Raw genomic sequence first — 16,575 nt, 5'->3', positions numbered from 1 at the left:
CTGATACGTCGCATGCAGCGCGTATTCATCACCGGGGCGAGCAGCGGCATGGGCGCCGCGCTCGCCCGTTTTTATGCGGCGCGTGGTTATCAGCTGGGTCTGGTCGGGCGTCGCGAAGCTGCCTTGCGTGAATTTGCCGAGTCCATGCCGGGTCAACATCAGGTGTACGTGCTCGATGTTACCGACAGGCAAGCCTTGCATGCGGCGGCGAATGCATTTCTGGCGCTCGGGCCGGTTGATGTTGTCGTGGCATCTGCCGGAATCAGTGTAGGTACGCTTACTGAAGCGAGCGAAGATTTCGATGTCTTTGAGCGCATCATGCAAACCAACGTGATGGCAACGGTGTCAACGTTCGAGCCCTTTGTTGGTGCCATGAAGTCAACCGGACGCGGTACGCTGGTGGGTGTTGCCAGTGTCGCGGCCGTGCGCGGGTTGCCGGGTGCGGGGGCGTACAGTGCGTCCAAGGCGGCGGTTCGCAACTACTGTGAAAGCCTGCGGGTGGAATTGCACGGTACCGGAGTGAAGGTGGTGACGCTGGCTCCCGGTTTCATCCGTACCCCCATGACGGCAAAGAACCCCTATAAAATGCCGTTCCTCATGCCGGTTGATCAGTTTGCCCGTCAGGCGGTCAAGGCGATAGACCGGGGTACGTCGTATACGGTCATCCCGTGGCAAATGGGTTGGGTCGCCCGTTTGTTGCGTTGCGTTCCTGACCACGTGTACGACCGTATTGCGGCAAAACGCGAACGCAAGCCACGACAGTCAGGCTGACGTTTCGACCACGCCTTCGACATAAAACCACTGCCCGTCTTCTCTGACGAAGTCACTGAGCTCAGTCATGCGAAACGCCTTGCCGCCGTCCCGATAGCGTGCGGTGAAGCGCACCTGGGCATGGGCCTCATCAATAACTTCAAAGGTATGCACGGATAGCCCAAGCCACTTGGTGGCGTGCGGTGTATCTGGCATGGCCAGCATCAAAGTGGCGGGCCGTGTTGTGGCGTGCCAGGTGGCGCTGACATAATCGGCGTTTCCCTGGGTGTAGGCCGTGTAGCGGGACCGCATCAGACGCAGGGCGTCCGGTGCGTCAGCGTTGTGACTGATATAGCGACCGCAACACGCTTCATAGGGTGCCCCTGTGGGTAGCCCCCGCATGGGCAGGGCAAGATTGATGTTTTTTTCTTCATGGTTTTTGGGGTGAATCTTGTTGCCGATGTCGTGCGGTGACCGTAAACTCACGCCTGCAAAGGGAAGCACTCTGTTCACCAACAACTTCAAGAAGGCATATCAATGTCAAATTCATATTTTCCGCAATGGCGTCAGGTTAACCCTGATCAGCATGGCGGTGTGGTTCAACCCGACGAACGCCTGTCGTGGCCCCAGAACGTGGCCATGGGGGCGCAGCACGTTGTGGCGATGTTCGGTTCAACGATTCTGGCCCCCTTGTTGATGGGGTTTGATCCAAACGTCGCCATTTTAATGTCCGGGGTCGGGACACTGATTTTTTCCTGTTTGTGGGTGGCCGGGTGCCCAGCTATCTGGGCTCCAGTTTTGCCTTCATCGGCGGTGTTATCGCCGTGACAGGTTACGCAGGCGGTGGTGCCAACGCCAATATCGGGGTTGCGCTGGGGGCCATTATCGTCTGCGGTCTGGTTTATACCCTGATCGGGCTGCTGGTCTGGTGGCTTAATGCCCGTTCAGCGAATGGGTCCGACTGGATTGAAGCCTGGATGCCCCCTGTCGTTACGGGTGCCATCGTGGCTGTAATCGGTCTGAATCTGGCACCGATCGCGGCCAAGGGTGCGATGGGCGGGTCAACATTCGAGGCCGTGATGGCATTGATCACCGTGCTGTGTGTGGGCGGGGTGGCCGTGTATACGCGCGGAGTTACCCAGCGCCTGCTGATCCTGGTGGGGTTGATTCTGGCCTGTGCCATTTATGCGGTATTGACCAATGGTTTCGGGTTGGGCAAACCCATGGACTTCAGCGGTATCTCGCAGGCGGCCTGGTTCGGCTTGCCGACATTTGCCAGCCCCGTGTTCAACGCCAGCGCCATGACGGTGATTGTTCCTGTCGCGATTATTCTGGTCGCTGAAAACCTTGGGCATATCAAGGCGGTCAGCGCCATGACAGGGCAAAATCTTGACAAGTATCTGGGCCGTGCTTTCGTCGGTGACGGTGTGGCCACGATGGTGTCCGGTTCGGTAGGCGGTACGGGTGTGACCACCTATGCTGAAAATATCGGCGTCATGACGGTGACACGCATTTATTCGTCACTGGTGTTTGTGGTGGCAGCTTTCATCGCCATCTTTTTGGGTTTTTCACCCAAGTTCGGTGCCTTGATCCAGTTGATTCCGGGCCCAGTGCTGGGCGGTATGTCGATTGTCGTGTTTGGCTTGATTGCCATTGCCGGTGCACGTATCTGGGTCGTCAACCAGGTTGACTTCAGCGATAACCGTAACCTGATCGTTGCGGCAGTCACGCTGGTGCTGGGTGCCGGCAATTTCTCCATCGAGCTGGGTGCATTCCGTCTTGACGGAATCGGTACTGCAACGTTCGGCGCGATTATTCTCTACGCGCTGCTGCGTCGATCCAAGGGTAGTGCGGTATAAAACACAAAAAACGCAAGGGCTTGCTTTTTAAGTCAAATTTGCCGACAATACCTACAGATCCCCGGTTGTCATCGACCGGGGATTTGCTTTGAATCTTTCAAATCAAGTGGTTTACCAATCGGGCGCTCCTTTGGGGGCGTCTTTTTTACTTTTTATTTCAGGAAGCATTATGTCTGCGATCCCGTTAACGGTAAGTGGCGTTGAGCGCTTGCAAAAAGAATTACATCGGCTGAAAACAGTCGAGCGCCCCGAGATCATTAACGCAATTGCCGAGGCGCGTGCACAGGGCGATTTGTCTGAAAATGCCGAATACGATGCAGCGCGCGAGCGCCAGGCGTTTGTTGAAGGCCGTATCCAGGAACTGGAAGGTACGTTGTCCAATGCCCAGGTTATCAATCCGGCTGAGCTTGATGCCGAAGGCAAGGCTGTTTTCGGCGCCACGGTGGAAATCGAGGACCTTGAGTCTGGCAACCGTGTGTCTTACCAGATTGTGGGTGATCTTGAAGCGGATATCCGTGAAAACCGCATTTCGGTGTCCAGCCCCGTTGCTCGCGCCCTGATCGGCAAAGGCGAAGGCGATGTCGTTGAAGTCAAGGCGCCGGCAGGCGTTCGTGAGTACGAAATTCTGTCGATCAGTTACGTCTGAAACCGGCGCCACGCGATGGCGCCAATCAGGTCAATGTAAGCCCGTGCAAACAAAGTGTGCCGGGCTTTTGTTTTTTAACGTGGTTTCACTGTCGAGCGGCGAGCCCCGGCCTTGAGCGACAGGGCGCTGCCGGCACGGCGAGGAATGCCATGCCCGGCACTACCTGCACCAGGACGACCGGCGGAAGGCTTGGCAAGGGCGCGTGCCGCGGCCGTACCTGCCTCACGCCTTGCTTTGGGTGCGGCATTTTGAAGACGCTCTGTTTTGCGCGCAGCGCGTTCAGCAATGGATGCCTTGCGTGTCAATGACCCGCCTGCGGCAGCCAGCTTTTTGGGTGTGTGGGGTTCGGTAGGTTTGCGAACGGCCCGAGTGGCGAATTCGGCCGTTTGTTCGGCCTTGACCTGTTTGGCATCGGGCCGGAACAGGATCAGTGTTTTGCCAAGGTGGTGTACCGGTGCGCAAGACAGCATGTCGCACAGCTGCTCGAGCATGGCGTCGCGTTCGTCGCGTTCAGCACCGCCAACTTTCACTTTGATCAGTTCGTGCGCGGTAAGATTACGGTTGATTTCGGCAATGACCGATTCGGTCAGGCCCTTGTCGCCGACAAGGACGACGGGGCGTAACGGGTGGGCGCGCGCACGAAGTGCGGCGCGTTCTTGCGAAGTAATGTCTAGTTTGGGCATATTTGAATTGTACGGGAATGGCCAAGAAAAATTCTCAAAAGAGTGGGTTCAACAGCACATAAATGACCCCTATGTGAAAATGGCGCAACAAAAGGGTTATCGGGCCCGGGCAGCGTTCAAACTCATGGAAATTCTCGATACCGAAAAGTTATTGCGCAAAGGGGACATTGTGGTTGACCTTGGTGCAGCGCCCGGCAGTTGGTCGCAGGTGGTGCGCGAGCGCCTTGTCGGGCCGGGTGGGGTGCTGGAAGGTCGGGTAATTGCCCTTGACTTATTGCCCATGGAGCCCATTGCCGGCGTCGAGTTTTTTCAGGGTGATTTCCGCAACGATGACGTTCTGCATCAGCTGGAAGCACGTTTGCAGGGCCAGAAAGTGGACCTTGTAATTTCAGATATGGCCCCCAACTTGTCAGGTGTGGGGGTCGCTGATTCAGCTCGTATTCAGCATGTTTGCGATTTGGCGTTAGAATTTTCAGTAAATCATCTTAAACCCGATGGGGCGCTTATTGTCAAAGCGTTTCATGGCAGCGGGTTTTCGCAAATTGTCGAATCGTTCAAGCGGCATTTTGTCAGGGTGGTTGAACGCAAGCCCAAGGCATCCCGGGACAAGTCCTCTGAAACTTTTTTAATCGGGCGTCGTCTCAAGTCTTGAGCCACAATTTGTTGGTTAACGGGTTAGAATGACCGTTGATCTTTTACCCGGTCGCCCCGTTATGTGGTACCGGAAGCCGCAGTTCTCAGGAGGTTGGCGTTGAACAACTCGTTTTCCAAAGTAGCGATCTGGATGGTGATTGCGCTTGTGCTTTTTACTGTGTTCAAGCAGTTCGATGGCCGGCCAACCACAACCGATACCGTGACCTACACCCAGTTCATGGATGAGGCCCGTGCGGGTCGCATTTCCAAGGTCGAAATCCAGGGCGATACGTTGTTTGTCACGCCCGACTCTGGCCGGCCCTACAGCCTGACGTCGCCGGGTGACCTCTGGATGGTGCCCGAACTCGTCAAGTCAGGCGTTCAGGTTTCGGGCAAGGCCCGCGAAGAACCGTCATTCCTGGCCAGCGTTTTCATTTCCTGGTTCCCCATGCTGTTGCTTATTGGTGTCTGGGTCTTTTTCATGCGCCAGATGCAGGGCGGTGGCAAGGGCGGTGCATTCAGTTTCGGCAAATCGCGCGCGCATGCTCGACGAGAACACCAATAACATCACCTTTGCCGATGTGGCTGGCTGCGACGAAGCCAAAGAAGACGTCAAGGAATTGGTCGATTTTTTGCGTGACCCCACCAAGTTTCAGCGTCTTGGCGGTCGCATTCCCCGTGGCGTTTTGCTGGTCGGTAATCCCGGTACCGGTAAAACCCTGTTGGCCAAGGCCATTGCAGGCGAAGCCAAAGTACCGTTTTTCAGCATTTCGGGTTCCGATTTTGTTGAAATGTTCGTAGGTGTCGGCGCGGCCCGCGTCCGCGACATGTTCGATAACGCCAAGAAGCAGGCCCCGTGCATTATTTTCATTGACGAAATCGATGCGGTGGGTCGTCAGCGTGGTGCAGGTCTGGGTGGCGGCAACGACGAACGTGAACAAACATTGAATCAATTGCTGGTCGAAATGGACGGTTTTGAAACCGGCCAGGGCGTTATCGTCATTGCTGCAACCAATCGTCCCGACGTGCTCGACCCGGCATTGCTGCGCCCCGGTCGCTTCGACCGTCAGGTTGTGGTGGGTCTGCCCGATATCCGTGGCCGCGAGCAAATCCTGAAAGTGCATATGCGCAAGGTGCCCTTGGCGTCCAATGTCGATGCCAACGTTCTTGCGCGTGGCACACCGGGTTTTTCCGGCGCTGACCTGGCCAACCTCGTTAACGAGGCGGCGTTGTTCGCTGCCCGTCGCAGTGGCCGCACGGTTGACATGCAAGACTTTGAAAAAGCCAAAGATAAAATCATCATGGGCGCCGAGCGTCGTGGCCTGGTCATGCCCGAAGAAGAGCGTCGCAATACGGCTTACCACGAATCCGGCCATGCGCTGGTGGCACGCAGCCTGCCCAAAACCGACCCTGTCCACAAGGTCACCATCATTCCGCGGGGGCGTGCACTGGGGGTCACCATGCAGTTGCCCGAGGGTGACCGCTACAGCATGGACAAAGAGCGTTTGCTCAATATGATCGCTGTGTTGTTCGGTGGTCGTATTGCCGAAGAAGTGTTCATGAACCAGATGACCACAGGCGCGTCCAATGACTTTGAACGTGCAACCTCCATTGCGCGCGATATCGTGACCCGTTACGGCATGACCGACACCCTCGGGCCAATGGTTTACGCTGAAAACGAGGGCGAGGTGTTCCTGGGTCGTAGCGTCACCAAAACCACGCACATGTCCGAGTCCACCATGCAGAAGGTCGATCAGGAAATTCGTGCCATCATTGATCAGCAGTACACGGTTGCCCGTGACATTATCGAAGGCAATCGTGACAAGATGGAGGCCATGGCCAAGGCTCTGCTTGAATGGGAAACCATTGATGCCGATCAGATCAATGACATCATGGAAGGTCGCCCTCCGCGTCCTCCCAAAGATTTTGACGATGTTTCTTCGTCGTCATCCGGTGGGTCGTCGTCGGGTAACGCCCCTGCTGAAGGCAACGCCGCTGCCACTGAAAAAGGCAAAGGCGACGCAGGTACGGCGGCAACTCCCGTTTAATTTTTAGGTCAGGGCTGCTGCTTCAATGACTCAAGCTCTCCAGTGCGGGCGCTTCGAACTAACGTTCGAGCGCCCGTTGCTCATGGGTATCCTTAACGTTACCCCCGATTCTTTCTCTGATGGCGCTTTGCATTTCGCCACGGACGATGCCATTGCGCATGCGCGCCAGATGGTGGCCGACGGTGCCGATATCATTGATATTGGCGCTGAATCGACGCGTCCTGGTGCGCAGCCGGTCAATGCCGATGAAGAGCTGGCTCGATTGTTGCCGGTGATTGAGGCTTTGCGCCCCCTGAATGTTCCTTTATCGGTTGATACCTTCAAACCCGAGGTCATGCGACGCGTAATTGATGCCGGCGTCGACATGATCAATGATGTGTACGGGTTTCGCTGGCCGGGTGCCACAGAGGCTGTGGCGGGCAGTTCGTGCGGGTTGTGTGTCATGCACATGAAAGGTGAGCCGAGAACCATGCAGCAGGCACCGGTTTATACCGATGTCATCCGCGAGGTGCGTGAGTTCTTGCAGGCCCGTGTTCAGGTGCTGCGCGCGGCGGGGGTTGATCCGCACCGAATCTTGCTGGATCCAGGGTTCGGTTTTGGCAAAACGGCGGTACACAATTATCAGCTGCTGGGTGGCCTGAAGCAGTTACAATTTGGTGATTACCCTTGGTTGGTTGCCTTGTCACGCAAAACCATGATCGGCCATGTCACAGGTCGTGCGGCGCCTGACCGGCAGGGTGGAAGCATTGCCGGCGCTCTGGCAGGCATTGCGCGCGGCGCAGCGATGGTGCGGGTGCATGATGTGGCGCTTACCCTCGATGCCATCAAGGTCTGGCAAGCAACAGAAAACGGAATACAGGAATGAGTCAGCGTAAATATTTTGGTACCGATGGTATCCGCGGCGTCGTTGGCGGCGAAACGATCAATCCCGAGTTTGCCTTGCGTCTTGGGTATGCGGCTGGTCGTGTTCTGGCGCGACATCACACCCATGGGCGTGATCGCCCTACGGTCGTTATTGGCAAAGACACCCGGATTTCCGGTTACATGCTTGAGTCTGCTCTCGAGGCCGGGCTGTCTGCGGCAGGTGTTGACGTTCTTCTGGCCGGGCCGGTACCCACCCCCGCCGTCGCCTACCTGACACGTGCCCTTCGCCTGACGGCAGGCATCGTCATCAGCGCCTCACACAATCCATACTACGACAACGGCATCAAGTTTTTCTCGGCACAGGGTATGAAGCTCGCCGATGAAATCGAAACCGAGATTGAGGCCGCTCTTGATGAACCACTCGGGTGTGTGGCCTCCGACGCCTTGGGGCGTGCCCGGCGGATTGATGATGCCGCAGGGCGTTACATTGAGTTTTGTAAAAGCACCTTCCCCAACGAGCTTGATCTGTCGGGTATGAAAATCGTTGTGGATGCCGCTCATGGCGCCGCGTATCACATCGCACCCCATGTCTTTCGCGAGCTGGGTGCCGAGGTGATTGCCATTGGTTGTCAACCCGACGGCTTCAACATCAATGAAGGCGTGGGTGCGTTGCATCCGGATAACCTGGCGCAGACCGTCAAGGCCCATGGCGCTGATCTGGGGGTCGCCCTGGATGGGGATGCCGATCGGCTGCAAATGGTAGACCAGCATGGCCGTGTTTATAACGGTGACGAGTTGCTGTATGTCATTGTCAATGGTCGTGCCCAGAGCGCACCGGTCAGCGGGGTGGTGGGTACACTCATGACCAACTTCGGTTTTGAGAAGCGGATGCAGGCCATGGGTATCGGTTTTGCGCGTGCCAACGTGGGTGATCGCTATGTGCTCGAGCTGATGCGCCAGAAAGGCTGGTTATATGGTGGCGAAAGTTCAGGGCATTTGCTGTGCCTCGATTGCCACACGACCGGCGATGGCATTATTGCCGCCCTGCAGGTTCTGACGGCATTGCGTCGTTCCGGCCAGACCTTGCCTGATCTGGTGGCTGACCTGAAAATGTACCCTCAGAAAATGGTCAACGTCCCGCTGGCACCGGGTGTTCGCTGGCAAGATCATGAAGGCCTGATGCGTGCGCGTCAGGCCGTTGAGGCCAGGCTGGGGGCGTCGGGGCGGGTGCTGATCCGGGCATCCGGCACCGAACCCAAGCTTCGCCTTATGGTCGAGGCCGAAGACGCAGACCTGGCCGAGCAATGTGTGCGAGAATTGGTTGCGGTCAATTTAACAAAGCAGTAACGTAAGTGGCGAATACTTGAAACATTTGGCGCTCATAATCGCTGCATGTTTTTGGAGTGATGTCTATGCTAGAGCTCGTTCGTGTCAATGCAAACGTCGAAACCGCTGCGGTATGGTCCAATGCCCCCTCCGAAGGTCTTGTTATGGGGTTGGCGCGCACCAATGAAGAACTTGAGGCGATCCAGCGCCTGCGCTACAAGGTGTTCACCGAAGAAATGAACGCCGTCTTTCCCGACGCTACCGATGGGCTGGATGCCGACCGCTACGACCCTGGTGCGAGCATGTCATGGTCAAGGAAGCCCGTTCAGGGCGCGTGGTGGGTACCTACCGCTTCCTTTCGCCGGGCAATGCCATCAAGGCGGGTGGTTATTACTCTGAGTCTGAATTCGATATTTCGGCGTTGCTGGGGTATCGCAGTATTATGGCCGAGGTTGGTCGTTCCTGTATCCATGCCGATTACCGCAACGGGTCTGTCATCATGCTGCTGTGGTCGGGTATTGCCACCCTGATGAAGCAGCAAGGCCTGCGGTATGTGCTGGGTTGTGCCAGTGTCAGCCTGCGTGACGATGGCGTGACGGCTGCTGAAGTCTGGCGTGCCGCGCGTAAAACCCTGCACGATAACCCCGATGTTCCACGGGTTACCCCACGTCACTCCTATCCTGTCGAGCGCCTCGACAGTGAACTCCCGGCACGCGTCCCGCCCCTGATCAAGGGCTACCTGAAGCTTGGGGCTACCATTTGCGGTGAACCCGCCTGGGACCCCGATTTCAACACTGCCGATTTCCCGGTGTTGCTCGACATGACACGCATGGATGAGCGCTATCGCAAGCACTTTGGCCTGGTCTAAAGGCTTTTCACACTGACATTAAAACCTGCCTTGATCCATTCTTCTACCTCGTTCTCGAGCGAGAACGCGGTTAGGGCGTGTTCGTGCATCCATGCCTGGTCGACCATGACCGTCATGCGACCATTGTGCAGGGCCAGCTGCAGAGGCAGCTTGGGGAGGTTCTTGCGCCGGCGCATCAGTACCACCGAAAGGCGCAAGCACATCAGGGCAGCCCAATACCCCTTTGACAGTTTTTTGACCTTGGATTTGCCCAGTTTGCCCAGGTGCCCGAGGGTAAGCCACGACAAAATTGCCTGTTCATCGTTTGAAAAGCCGGGCATGTCGGCATGCTGCAAAATGTAGGCGCTATGACGGTGGTAGCTGTCGGCGGTGATTGAAAACCCGATTTCGTGCAGTTCGGCGGCCCAGCCCAGCATTTTCTGCAAGACTTCTTTTTCGTCGTTGTCAATCTGCAGGGGCTCGAACAGTTTGAGAGCAGCCTGCTTGACGCGGGCCGCCTGGTTGGCGTCGACATGGTAGCGGCGCATGAACTGTCGTGATGTTTCGTCGCGTTTGTCGTGTTGTGATTCGCGGCCCAGCAAGTCGTACAGTACGCCCATGCGCAGTGCGCCTTCACCGGAACCCATGCTTTTTATTTTCAGCTCCTGGAAGGCGGCCAGCATGATGGCCAGACCTCCGGCCAGAACGCCGGCGCGGGATGCTTTCAGGCCGGGTAAATTGTCTGCTTTCGCTTCGCCATCGGCCACAAGCTTTGCCCGAAGTTTTTCAAGGCCTTCCAGCGTGATGCCCTGGCGGGACAGTTGCGAGTCGGACAGTATGGCGTAGAGCGCTTTGGCGGTACCCGAAGACCCGAAGGCTTCTTGCCAACCCAGTTTGCGAAACCGTTTCGAGATGGTTTCGATTTCGCGGCGTGCGGTCAGAACAGCCTTGTCCATGCGTTCGGCTGTGATTTTTCCGTCGGGGAAGAAGCGCTGCGTGTAGCTGACGCAGCCCATCAGCAGTGATGACAGTTGCAGCGGTTCAAAGCCGCGTCCAATGATGAACTCGGTGGACCCGCCGCCAATATCCATGACCAGGCGCCGCTCATTGGACGGCGGGAGTTCATTGGCGACGCCGGTGAAAATAAGTCGGGCCTCTTCCTGTCCGGCAATGATTTCAATGGGGAAGCCCAGGGCTTCTTCTGCCAGCGGCAGAAGAACGTCAACGTTTTTTGCGACACGAAAGGTGCTGGTTGCCACGGCCCGGACATGGTCGGGGTCAAACCCTGTCAGGCGCTCACCGTAGCGCCGCAGGACGGTGACAGCACGTTCGATCGAAGCGTCATCAAGGACGTTGTCGGCGTCCAGGCCTGCCGCCAGTTGAACACTTTCTTTCAGACGGTCGACCGCATAGATATGCGCGATATTGTCCTGTTGAACGACCCTGCCGATAGAGAGTCGAAAACTATTTGAGCCGAGGTCGACGGCGGCGAGCAGGTGATTCATTGGCGTGGCACCGGATACGGGCGCTGAAAAGGTGATGATCGGCGCATTATAAATTCAGAAGGGCTTTGTTCGATCGCAAAAGAGCGTGATTCAAGTCTTGAATGTGAATGTTTCAGTTGTCATAATCTTGAAAACAAATTGACGTATAAGTGCGCTTGCCCTCTGTGTAACCTGGATTCCCCTATGCCCTCGATTGTTCCCTCAAACGGTGGTCAGCCTACACTGCTGAACCGTGAGTTGTCTTTGCTGAAATTCAATGAGCGCGTGCTGGCCATGGCTGATAATGCCGCCACGCCGTTGCTTGAACGTTTGCGCTACGTGTGCATCGTCAGTTCGAATCTTGACGAGTTCTTTGAAATCAGGATTTCAAGCATCAAAGAGCAGATGGCGCGTAACCCGCATTTTCTCGGGCCCGATGGCTACACCCCTACAGAAGCCTTTGAACGCATTCAGGTGGCCGCACGTGCCCTGGTCGATCGTCAGTACAGCCTGCTGACTGAAGAAATTCTGCCGGTGCTCGCCAAAGAGGGCATTGGACTGTCTGATCCGCATCAGTGGTCTGACGAACAACGCACCTGGGCGCATGGTGTGTTCATGCGCGACGTTATGCCCTTGCTGACGCCCATTGGTCTTGACCCGGCGCATCCGTTCCCGCGGGTGTTCAACAAAAGTCTCAACTTCATTGTGTCGCTGTCAGGTGAGGATGCGTTCCGCCGACAGGGGCAAATTGCCATTGTGCAGGCGCCCCGGGCTCTGCCGCGTGTCATGCGGGTGCCTGAAGAAATCGCCGGCATGCCCAATGGTTTTATTTTGCTCTCGACCCTGATTTCCGAGTTTGTTGGTGAGTTATTTCCTGGCCTTGAGGTGGGTGGTTGCTACCAATGGCGTGTTACGCGCAACAGCGATCTGTTTGTCGACGAAGAAGAAATCACCAACCTGCGTCTGGCGCTGCAGGGCGAGCTCTCGCAACGTAACTTTGGTGCGGCGGTTCGTCTGGAAGTCGATCATGTCATGCCGCAAAAGCTCATCAGCTTTTTGCAGCAAGAGTTCTCGCTCGAACCACGCGACACCTACCGGGTCAACGGCCCCGTCAATTTGTCACGGCTTATGCAAATTTCCAATTCGGTGAATCGCCCCGATCTGGTGTTTCCTGAATTCCGGCCCAAGGTGCCCGAGCCGTTTGCCAGCCTTGGCAATGATTCCTCGGCCATTTTTGAAGCCATCAGTGCAAAAGACCATTTGCTGCATCATCCCTACCAGTCGTTTCAGCCAGTACTCGATTTTCTGATTTCCGCTGCGCGCGACCCCGACGTCGTTGCCATCAAGCAAACCATTTACCGTACCGGCGAAGACTCCGAACTGATGGCGGTATTGCTGGCGGCAGCCAAAGCCGGCAAAGAAGTCACGGTCGTGGTCGAGCTCATGGCCCGCTTCGATGAACAAACCAACATCAACTGGGCGGCGCGTCTCGAAGAGGTGGGGGCGCATGTCAGCTATGGTGTTGTCGGGCATAAGACCCACGCCAAAATGGCGCTGGTCTTGCGACGTGAAAATGGCCAGATCAAGCGTTACGGTCATATGGGTACGGGCAATTATCATGTGCGTACCTCGCGCCTGTACACCGATTTTGGTCTGTTAACGGCCAATCAGCGTATGTGCGAAGACATGGACAAGGTGTTCTCGCTGTTGACAGGCCTGGGTGCGCGCCGTCCGCTCAAGCTGTTGTTGCAGTCGCCGTTCACTTTGCACGAAACCGTCGTCAACTTCATCCGTCAGGAAGCTGAACATGCCAAGGCCGGCAAAAAGGCCCGCGTCATGGCCAAGATGAACTCGTTGCTCGAGCCGCAGGTGATCGAAGCGCTCTACGAGGCCAGTCAGGCGGGTGTCAAGGTCGATCTGGTCGTGCGGGGGCTTGTGCGTTGCGCGCCGGGGTGCCTGGGTTGTCCGAAAACATCCGTCTGCGTTCTATTGTGGGCCGCTATCTCGAGCACTCCCGGGTCTTTTATTTCCATGCCGATGGCGAGGAAAAAGTTTATCTGTCTTCGGCCGACTGGATGGATCGTAACTTTTTCCGCCGCGTTGAAGTCGGCTTCCCGGTACTCGACAAGGCACTGAAAAAACGCGTTATTGCCGAAGCCTTCACCTGGGCTTTGCGTGACAATCTGCTGGCGTGGCGTGCCCAGCCCGACGGGTCCTGGCAAAAGGTCAAGTCGCGGGCCAGTCGCATCAACATGCAGCAAAAACTCATGGATCTGCTCGGCCGATAACGCGCGTAACAAAAACCTCCTGGGCTGTCACGAACATGTCACATTGCGTACGTACGATAGCGTCTGTGCAAATGCTGCATGTGTCAATCATTAAACAGCTCAAGAGGAACACTCGATGTTTAAACGCGTTTTGTTGAAAGTCTCCGTTGGTATCGCCTTTGGCGCTGCCTCACTGGCCGCCCAGGCCGCCGATATCACTGGTGCCGGCGCTTCGTTCCCGTACCCGATCTATGCCAAGTGGGCTGCCAAATATCAGGAAGTCACTGGCAATCGTGTTAACTACCAGTCGATCGGTTCCGGCGGTGGCCAGCAGCAGATCATCGCAAAAACAGTCGACTTTGGCGCGTCTGACGATCCAATGAAAGCTGAGCTGCTCGAGCAGCACAAGTTGTTCCAGTTCCCCGCCATCATCGGTGGTACTGTGCCTGTTCTCAACGTTGACGGCGTTCAGCCTGGTCAGTTGAAGTTGAGCCCTCAGGTTCTGGCCGACATCTTTCTGGCCAAAATCACCAAGTGGGACGACGCAGCCATTAAAGCGATCAACCCTGACGTGAAATTGCCTTCGGCGTCGATCGTGGTCGTTCACCGTTCGGATGGTTCGGGTACAACGTTTGGCTGGACCAACTACCTGTCCAAGGTTTCCGCAGAATGGAAAGAAAAAGTTGGTGAAGGTAAAGCCGTCAAGTGGCCTACCGGTCAGGGTGGTAAAGGTAATGAAGGTGTAGCCGCTTACGTTCGTCAGTTGAAAAACTCGATCGGTTACGTTGAATACGCTTACGCCAAGCAAAACAATCTGGCCTGGGCATCGTTGCAGAACAAAGACGGTAAATTTGTTCAGCCTTCGCAAGAGTCGTTTGCTGCCGCCGCCGCCAACGCCGACTGGAAGAGCCAGCCGGGTATGGGTGTTGTCCTGACCAATGAGCCTGGTGCGGATTCCTGGCCCGTGACTTCGGCGTCGTTCATCCTGGTTCACACCACACAAGACAAGCCCGAGAACGCCAAAGAAGTGCTGAATTTCTTCAACTGGGCTTTCGAAAACGGTGCAGGTATGGCTGCAGAACTTGATTACGTCGCAATGCCTAAAGCCGTTACCGACCAGATCGTTGCTGGCTGGAAATCCGACATCAAGGCTGCCGACGGTTCGGCAATCTGGAAGTAATCGGGGTACGGGGTAAAGCAGCCTTGCTGTTGAACTGATCCCGCAGACGGTGTCGTTCGCGCGACACCGTCTTTATTGTGTAAAGATATTTGTACTAACTGGTCGTTTGATCAAACGGGCTTTGATCAACTGGCGCTACCGGCAAAAGAAACAGACATGGCAACTAAAACTGGCAGCCTGATGGACATCGTGTTCAAGAACCTGACACGAAGTTTCGCCTTCCTGGTATTTATCTTGTTGGCTGCGATCATGGTGTCCCTGATCTACGGCAGCCAGGAGTCTATCGTCAAGTACGGCCTTGGCTTTTTGTGGACCGATGACTGGAACCCGGTTGAGGACAGTTACGGTGCCTTGGTGCCGATCGTGGGTACGTTGCTCAGCTCGCTTATTGCGCTGGTCATTGCCATTCCCGTTTCGTTCGGGATCGCGATGTTCCTGACCGAATTGTCGCCAACCTGGTTGCGTCGCCCTCTGGGGACGGCCATTGAAATGCTGGCAGCCATTCCGTCGATTATTTACGGGATGTGGGGGCTGTTTGTTTTTGTGCCCATTTTTCAAGAATACATTCAGCCGGGCCTCATTTCGTTTTTCGAGCCGGTTCCCTTTCTGAACCAGGTGTTTGCGGGCCCTCCGTTCGGTATTGGCGTGTTCACGGCAGGTCTGGTGCTGTCCATCATGATCATTCCGTTCATTGCCGCTGTCATGCGCGATGTATTTGAATTGGTGCCGCCTTTGCTCAAAGAATCTGCCTACGGTCTGGGCGGCACAACCTGGGAAGTGGTCTGGAAGGTCGTGTTGCCGTTTACAAAAACCGGCGTTGTCGGCGGCATTATGCTGGGTCTGGGCCGTGCGCTGGGTGAAACCATGGCCATTACCTTTGTGATTGGTAACTCGTACAACTTGCCCAGTTCCATTTTCTCGCCGTCCAATTCCATTGCGTCGGCGCTGGCCAACGAGTTCAACGAGGCGGGTGGTATGCAGAAGTCGGCACTGCTTGAATTGGGCCTGATTCTGTTCCTGATCACGACCGTCGTCCTGGCGTTGTCAAAAATGATGTTGCTGCGCCTCAACAAGGGCGAAGGCACTGCCCACTAATATGGTCACGATCACGCAGAGACAAAGCTATGTTTAATTCAGATTCCATCGTATCACTGGCCAACCCGGTATATCGTCGGCGACAGCGCATCAACAAGTTGATGCTGGCCTTGTCGTTGGCCACCTTGCTGTTCGGCCTGTTCTGGCTGTTCTGGATCATCGGGACACTGATTTTCAAGGGTGGTAGTGCCTTGTCGATCGACTTGTTCCTTCAGCCCACTCCGGCGCCTCGTGCGGTGGGTGGTTTGCTCAACGCCATTGTCGGTAGTGTCATGATGGCTGCTGTCGGAACCCTGATCGGTACTCCTATTGGTATTTTGGCCGGCACGTATCTGGCCGAATACGGCAAGCGCGGCTGGCTGGCCCCGGCAACCCGTTTCCTGAATGACGTGCTGCTGTCTGCGCCCTCGATTATTGTGGGCTTGTTCATCTACGCCGTTTACGTGGCACAGGTGGGGCACTATTCGGGTTGGGCAGGTGCCTGCGCCCTGGCCATCATCGTGATTCCGGTGGTGGTGCGTTCAACCGACAACATGCTGTCGCTGGTACCGAACAGCCTGCGTGAGGCCGCGGCTGCATTGGGTTGTCCGCAATGGAAAATTATTTTTGCCATTTGCTACCGCGCGGCGCGCTCGGGGATTGTGACCGGTATTTTGCTGGCGGTTGCCCGTATTTCAGGTGAAACGGCTCCCTTGCTGTTTACGGCTCTTAACAACCAGTTCATGTCCTGGAACATGAATGCACCGATGGCCAACCTGCCCGTGGTCATTTTCCAGTTCGCGGCCAGCCCGTTCTCTGACTGGAATGACCTGGCCTGGGCCGGTGCGGTTCTTATCACGTTGTTCGTTCTGGGTGTCAATATTCTTGCGCGTGCGCTTTTCCGGAAATAAATC

Annotated in this window: 13 protein-coding genes and 3 pseudogenes; 13 read left to right on the top strand and 3 right to left on the bottom strand. The window is 56.1% G+C overall.

Annotated features, from left to right (window positions below; translation table 11 throughout):
• Positions 1-12: 12 nt before the first annotated feature.
• Positions 13-771 carry an SDR family oxidoreductase gene (locus N7E01_RS02890; protein ID WP_289174579.1) on the top strand — a complete coding sequence of 253 codons (759 nt, stop codon included), beginning with the start codon at positions 13-15 and terminating at the stop codon, positions 769-771.
• On the opposite strand, the gene N7E01_RS02885 is transcribed toward N7E01_RS02890, so the two are convergent.
• On the bottom strand, positions 763-1,236 hold the full coding sequence (locus tag N7E01_RS02885) for a YchJ family protein (protein ID WP_289174578.1): 474 nt from the start codon (positions 1,234-1,236) through the stop codon (positions 763-765). The two genes, N7E01_RS02890 and N7E01_RS02885, sit on opposite strands and share 9 nt — an antisense overlap.
• Positions 1,237-1,287: 51 nt before the next feature.
• Here N7E01_RS02885 and N7E01_RS02880 point away from each other — a divergent pair.
• Positions 1,288-2,609, top strand: a pseudogene (locus tag N7E01_RS02880) (solute carrier family 23 protein).
• Between the two features lie 169 nt (positions 2,610-2,778).
• Positions 2,779-3,255 carry a transcription elongation factor GreA gene (greA, locus tag N7E01_RS02875; protein WP_289174577.1) on the top strand — a complete coding sequence of 159 codons (477 nt, stop codon included), beginning with the start codon at positions 2,779-2,781 and terminating at the stop codon, positions 3,253-3,255.
• 74 nt (positions 3,256-3,329) lie between these two features.
• On the opposite strand, the gene N7E01_RS02870 is transcribed toward greA, so the two are convergent.
• Positions 3,330-3,938 (bottom strand): YhbY family RNA-binding protein, encoded by a 609-nt coding sequence (locus N7E01_RS02870; RefSeq protein WP_289174576.1) that lies wholly within the window; start codon positions 3,936-3,938, stop codon positions 3,330-3,332.
• Between N7E01_RS02870 and N7E01_RS02865 the strand changes: the two genes are divergently transcribed.
• The 6 genes and pseudogenes from N7E01_RS02865 (at position 3,922) to N7E01_RS02840 (ending at position 9,677) form a co-directional block, all read left to right on the top strand.
• Entirely contained in the window at positions 3,922-4,590 is a 669-nt protein-coding gene (locus tag N7E01_RS02865) for an RlmE family RNA methyltransferase (protein WP_289174575.1), read from the top strand. The genes N7E01_RS02870 and N7E01_RS02865 overlap by 17 nt on opposite strands.
• A gap of 99 nt (positions 4,591-4,689) precedes the next feature.
• Positions 4,690-5,136 carry an ATP-dependent metallopeptidase FtsH/Yme1/Tma family protein gene (locus N7E01_RS02860; protein WP_289174574.1) on the top strand — a complete coding sequence of 149 codons (447 nt, stop codon included), beginning with the start codon at positions 4,690-4,692 and terminating at the stop codon, positions 5,134-5,136.
• A complete protein-coding gene (ftsH, locus tag N7E01_RS02855) occupies positions 5,036-6,619 on the top strand; it encodes an ATP-dependent zinc metalloprotease FtsH (protein ID WP_350494914.1) in 1,584 nt (527 codons plus the stop codon). Before N7E01_RS02860 ends, ftsH begins: the two co-directional genes overlap by 101 nt.
• A gap of 25 nt (positions 6,620-6,644) precedes the next feature.
• Complete coding sequence (gene folP, locus N7E01_RS02850) at positions 6,645-7,484, top strand: dihydropteroate synthase (protein ID WP_289174572.1); 840 nt, start codon at positions 6,645-6,647, stop codon at positions 7,482-7,484.
• A complete protein-coding gene (glmM, locus tag N7E01_RS02845; RefSeq protein WP_289174571.1) occupies positions 7,481-8,830 on the top strand; it encodes a phosphoglucosamine mutase in 1,350 nt (449 codons plus the stop codon). The genes folP and glmM overlap by 4 nt, the downstream gene beginning before the upstream one ends.
• A 65-nt stretch (positions 8,831-8,895) precedes the next feature.
• Positions 8,896-9,677 (top strand): annotated as a pseudogene (locus N7E01_RS02840) (GNAT family N-acetyltransferase).
• Here N7E01_RS02840 and N7E01_RS02835 read toward each other — a convergent pair.
• Positions 9,674-11,161, bottom strand: coding sequence for a Ppx/GppA phosphatase family protein (locus tag N7E01_RS02835; protein WP_289174570.1), 1,488 nt, complete (start codon positions 11,159-11,161; stop codon positions 9,674-9,676). The pseudogene N7E01_RS02840 and the gene N7E01_RS02835 sit on opposite strands and share 4 nt — an antisense overlap.
• A 183-nt stretch (positions 11,162-11,344) precedes the next feature.
• On the opposite strand from N7E01_RS02835, the pseudogene ppk1 reads away from it, so the two are divergent.
• The 4 genes and pseudogenes from ppk1 (at position 11,345) to pstA (ending at position 16,572) form a co-directional block, all read left to right on the top strand.
• Positions 11,345-13,428: pseudogene (gene ppk1, locus N7E01_RS02830) on the top strand (polyphosphate kinase 1).
• 115 nt (positions 13,429-13,543) lie between these two features.
• Positions 13,544-14,587 (top strand): phosphate ABC transporter substrate-binding protein PstS, encoded by a 1,044-nt coding sequence (gene pstS / locus N7E01_RS02825; RefSeq protein ID WP_289174569.1) that lies wholly within the window; start codon positions 13,544-13,546, stop codon positions 14,585-14,587.
• 156 nt (positions 14,588-14,743) lie between these two features.
• Entirely contained in the window at positions 14,744-15,682 is a 939-nt protein-coding gene (gene pstC, locus N7E01_RS02820) for a phosphate ABC transporter permease subunit PstC (RefSeq protein WP_289174568.1), read from the top strand.
• 29 nt (positions 15,683-15,711) lie between these two features.
• The gene (gene pstA, locus N7E01_RS02815) at positions 15,712-16,572 is read left to right on the top strand and encodes a phosphate ABC transporter permease PstA (RefSeq protein ID WP_289174567.1); all 861 of its coding nucleotides are present in this window, start codon (positions 15,712-15,714) and stop codon (positions 16,570-16,572) included.
• Positions 16,573-16,575: the final 3 nt, after the last annotated feature.

It is taken from the genome of Neopusillimonas aromaticivorans, from assembly GCF_030344915.1.
Taxonomy (GTDB): domain Bacteria; phylum Pseudomonadota; class Gammaproteobacteria; order Burkholderiales; family Burkholderiaceae_B; genus Neopusillimonas; species Neopusillimonas aromaticivorans.
The sequence above is the reverse complement of the archived record's forward strand: the minus strand, read 5'-3'. Positions and strand labels throughout refer to the sequence as shown.

Coding starts and splice junctions, on each gene's coding strand:
- N7E01_RS02870 (WP_289174576.1), bottom strand. CDS start 3,938: ATGCCCAAACTAGACATTACTTCGCAAGAACGCGCCGCACTTCGTGCG.
- N7E01_RS02865 (WP_289174575.1), top strand. CDS start 3,922: ATGTCTAGTTTGGGCATATTTGAATTGTACGGGAATGGCCAAGAAAAA.
- N7E01_RS02835 (WP_289174570.1), bottom strand. CDS start 11,161: ATGAATCACCTGCTCGCCGCCGTCGACCTCGGCTCAAATAGTTTTCGA.
- folP (WP_289174572.1), top strand. CDS start 6,645: ATGACTCAAGCTCTCCAGTGCGGGCGCTTCGAACTAACGTTCGAGCGC.
- pstC (WP_289174568.1), top strand. CDS start 14,744: ATGGCAACTAAAACTGGCAGCCTGATGGACATCGTGTTCAAGAACCTG.
- pstA (WP_289174567.1), top strand. CDS start 15,712: ATGTTTAATTCAGATTCCATCGTATCACTGGCCAACCCGGTATATCGT.
- greA (WP_289174577.1), top strand. CDS start 2,779: ATGTCTGCGATCCCGTTAACGGTAAGTGGCGTTGAGCGCTTGCAAAAA.
- N7E01_RS02890 (WP_289174579.1), top strand. CDS start 13: ATGCAGCGCGTATTCATCACCGGGGCGAGCAGCGGCATGGGCGCCGCG.
- pstS (WP_289174569.1), top strand. CDS start 13,544: ATGTTTAAACGCGTTTTGTTGAAAGTCTCCGTTGGTATCGCCTTTGGC.
- glmM (WP_289174571.1), top strand. CDS start 7,481: ATGAGTCAGCGTAAATATTTTGGTACCGATGGTATCCGCGGCGTCGTT.